Here is a 3419-nt window from a genome sequence, read left to right on the forward strand (position 1 = left end):
GCATCGCACAGATGCCAGCTTGCCGGCCAGCGGCCGGTACTACCTGTGGGTCAGGCTTCCGGAACGAAGCCAGCCGGCTTTTCCGCGTCCTTCTCGAACAGGAACTTGACCAGTTCGCCTTCAAGGAATGCGCGATGCTCCGGGGTGCGCGGCGACAGGCGGTTTTCATTGATCAGCATGGTCTGGTGCGCCAGCCATGCGGCCCAGGCCTGCTTGCCGATGTTGTTGAAGATGCGCTGGCCCAGCTCGCCGGGGTAGGGCACGAAGTCCAGGCCCTCGGCATCGCGTTGTTCGTACTGGCAGAAGACGGTTCGGGGCATGGTGTTCACTCGTGGTTGCGGGGTTTCTTGGACGTTCGTTTCGGCGCCTTGAGCGTGGCGCCATCGAGCAGCTTGCGGATTGGTGCTGGCAGGCCCAGCGCAGGCAGTTCGTCGGCAGCCACCCAGCGCAGCGTGGGTTCTTCCGCGCGCAGGCCGTGCACCTGTCGCGACAATACCTGCAGGTGCAGCTTGTAGTGGCTGAAGGTGTGCTGCAGCACCGGTAGTTCCTCGGCATCTTCCAGCGAGCCGTCGACGTGCACGTCGAACCAGTCCTGCAGGTCGCTGCCGGCCTCGGCCTGCGGCAGCGTCCACAACTGTGCCCAGATGCCGGTGTCCGGGCGCTTCTGCAGCAGTACGCGCTGCCGGGCGTCACGCAGCAGCAGGGCGACCGCTTCGCGCTCGGGCAGGGTCTTGCTCGGCTTGGGCGTGGGCAGTTCAGCAGTTCGGCCTTCGCGGCGTGCTACGCAGGCGTCCTGCAGCGGGCAGATCACGCAGGCCGGCTTCGCGCGGCTGCACACGGTGGCGCCCAGGTCCATCTGCGCCTGGGTGTAGTCGGCCATGCGCCCGGCCGGCACCTGTGCCATGTGCGCCTCGGCAATCGACCACAACTGCTTCTCGATGGCCGGCAGGCCGGGGAAGCCGTCGATGCCGTGGTAGCGGCTGAGCACGCGCTTGACGTTGCCATCGAGGATCGCAAACGGGTCGTTCCAGGCCTGGCTGAGGATCGCACCGGCGGTGCTGCGGCCGATGCCGGGCAGGGCATGCAGCGCGTCGAAGTCACGCGGCAGGTCGCCATCGTGCAGTTCAACGCAGCGCTTGGCTGCCGCGTGCAGGTTGCGCGCGCGCGCGTAGTAGCCCAGCCCGGCCCACTGCGCCATCACCGCGTCATTGCTGGCGGCGGCAAGGTCGGGCAGGGTCGGGAAGTGCTGCAGGAACCGATGGAAGTATGGGATGACCGTGGCCACCTGGGTCTGCTGCAGCATGATCTCCGACAGCCAGACCCGATACGGGCTGCGCGGATGCTGCCAGGGCAGATCGTGGCGGCCGTGGTCATCGAACCAGTGCAGCAGATGGGCGACGAATCGGTCTGTCTGCATGGTTCCGGCGCTGGCGTGCGGCTGGCGGGGCATCGGGGTTCCGGGAAAGGGCAGCCACCCTTGGGGTGGCTCTACTCGCTCTGGTAGAACCGCCCCACGGGTGGCTGCACCAGATTGCGGTGGCTGCGCGGCGTATCAGGCACCCAGCGCTTCGGGCAGCAGGGCGTCGACGAAGGCTTCCGGATCGAACACGCGCAGGTCTTCCGGGCGCTCGCCGATGCCGGCAAAGCGGATCGGAATGCCGAACTCGCGGGCCAGCGCGAACACCACGCCGCCCTTGGCAGTGCCGTCCAGCTTGGTCACCACCAGGCCGGTCACGTTCACTGCGGCATTGAACTGGCGCAGCTGCGACAGCGCGTTCTGGCCGGTGGTGCCGTCGATCACCATCAGCACCTCATGCGGCGCAGTGGGGTCGATCTTGCCGAGCACGCGGCGGATCTTGCCCAGCTCGTTCATCAGGCCGGACTGGGTGTGCAGGCGACCGGCGGTATCGGCGATCAGCACCGAGGTACCACGGGCCTTGCCAGCCTGCAGCGCGTCGAACGCCACTGAAGCGGCATCGGCGTTCTGGCCCTGCGCGACCACGGCCACGCCGTTGCGCTCGCCCCAGGCCTGCAGCTGCGCCACGGCAGCAGCACGGAAGGTATCGCCGGCGGCCAGCATCAGACTGTGGCCGTCGTCCTTGAAGCGTTTGGCCAGCTTGCCGATGGTGGTGGTCTTGCCGACGCCGTTGACGCCGACGGTGAGCACCACGAACGGCTTGGCGTTGCGGTCGATCACCAGCGGCTTGGCTACCGGCTGCAGGATCGCGATCAGCTCGGCACGCAGCGCGGCCAGCAGTGCATTCGCATCCGCGAACTCACGCGACTTCATGCGCTTGCGCAGGCCTTCGACCAGGTCGGTGGTGGCGCCCACGCCGACGTCGGCGGTGATCAGTGCGGTTTCCAGCTCGTCCAGCAGATCGTCGTCGAGCTTGGGGTTGCGCGAGAACAGGCCGCCAAAGCTGCGTGCGATGACGCTGTTGCGCAGGCGTTCGCGCCAGCCAGGCTTGCCGGCCGGGGCGGGCGCGGCGTCGACCGAAGCAGCGGCGGGCAGGTCGTCGGCGACCGGGGCCGGTACCGGGGTGGGCTCAGGCAGCGGTGCCGGTTCGATGGCCGGAGTGGCGATGGGGGCGACGTCGATCTGCGCCGTCGGCGCAGGAGCTGCCGGAACCGGTGCGGCAGGGGCCGGAACCACCGGGGTGGGCTCGACAGCGACCGGAACGGCGGCTGCCGGGGTCGGCTCGACCGGTGCAGGCTCGGCCGGCACGGCTACCGGTGCCGGCTCCTTGTCCTCGACCGGCGCGGCCGACGGGAACGCCGCCGCCAGCTCTTCAGCCGAGTAGTGCTGGGTCTTGGGAGCCTCCGTTGCGGGGGCATCCTGGGGCTTCTTGCGGCGGAAAAAACTGAGCATTGGCAAAAGGCGCTGAAATCAGGGGGATATGCTACCACTCGGGCCTGTCGGGCCGATGTGGACTCAAGGTCGCAGCCCGCCGGCCGCTAACCGGTTCGGAGGGCTGCACGCAGCGGCCCGGAGACCGCCATGAACAACGTGATGGGAATCGCCCTCAGCGGGATGCGCGCGGCCCAGCAGGGCATGCAGGTGGCCGCGCACAACGTGGCCAATCTGGCGACCCCTGATGCCGAGCGCCTGCAACTGCAGCGTAGTGCGGTGGAGCAGGGCGGGGTGCAGGCCGCGGTGACCCCTACCGGCGCCGATGCCAGTGCACCGCTGGGAGATCTGCTGGCAGCGAAAGCCGAGGTGGTGGCTTTCGCTGCCAACGCCGCGCTGGTGCGCCGCCAGGACCAGATGCTGGGCACCCTGCTGGATCGAAGCGCCTGAGCCGCCCGGCTTTGGTGGGTGTCAACCTTGGTTGACACGCCTTTAGAGTGCCAACCAAGGTTGGCATCTACCAGAGCAGGAATGCCAACCAAGGTTGGCATCCACCAGCACCCGGTAGCGG

4 protein-coding genes are annotated in these 3419 nt (G+C 68.2%); 1 reads left to right on the top strand and 3 read right to left on the bottom strand.

Translation table 11 applies throughout. The features are described from left to right. Window positions 1–50: 50 nt before the first annotated feature. The 3 genes from D7Y61_RS22055 to ftsY form a co-directional block, all read right to left on the bottom strand. Window positions 51–320, bottom strand: coding sequence for an oxidative damage protection protein (locus tag D7Y61_RS22055; protein WP_019661206.1), 270 nt, complete (start codon window positions 318–320; stop codon window positions 51–53). Between the two features lie 5 nt (window positions 321–325). Then, entirely contained in the window at window positions 326–1450 is a 1125-nt protein-coding gene (gene mutY / locus D7Y61_RS22060; RefSeq protein WP_180869330.1) for an A/G-specific adenine glycosylase, read from the bottom strand. A 102-nt stretch (window positions 1451–1552) separates the two neighbouring features. After that, window positions 1553–2869 (bottom strand): signal recognition particle-docking protein FtsY, encoded by a 1317-nt coding sequence (ftsY, locus tag D7Y61_RS22065; protein WP_180869332.1) that lies wholly within the window; start codon window positions 2867–2869, stop codon window positions 1553–1555. A 129-nt stretch (window positions 2870–2998) separates the two neighbouring features. Here ftsY and D7Y61_RS22070 point away from each other — a divergent pair, with 129 nt between their 5' ends. Then, window positions 2999–3298, top strand: a complete 300-nt coding sequence (locus D7Y61_RS22070) for a hypothetical protein (RefSeq protein WP_180869334.1) — start codon at window positions 2999–3001, stop codon at window positions 3296–3298. Window positions 3299–3419: the final 121 nt, after the last annotated feature.

This window comes from Stenotrophomonas maltophilia (assembly GCF_013464485.1).
GTDB classification, from domain to species: Bacteria; Pseudomonadota; Gammaproteobacteria; order Xanthomonadales; family Xanthomonadaceae; genus Stenotrophomonas; species Stenotrophomonas maltophilia_AW.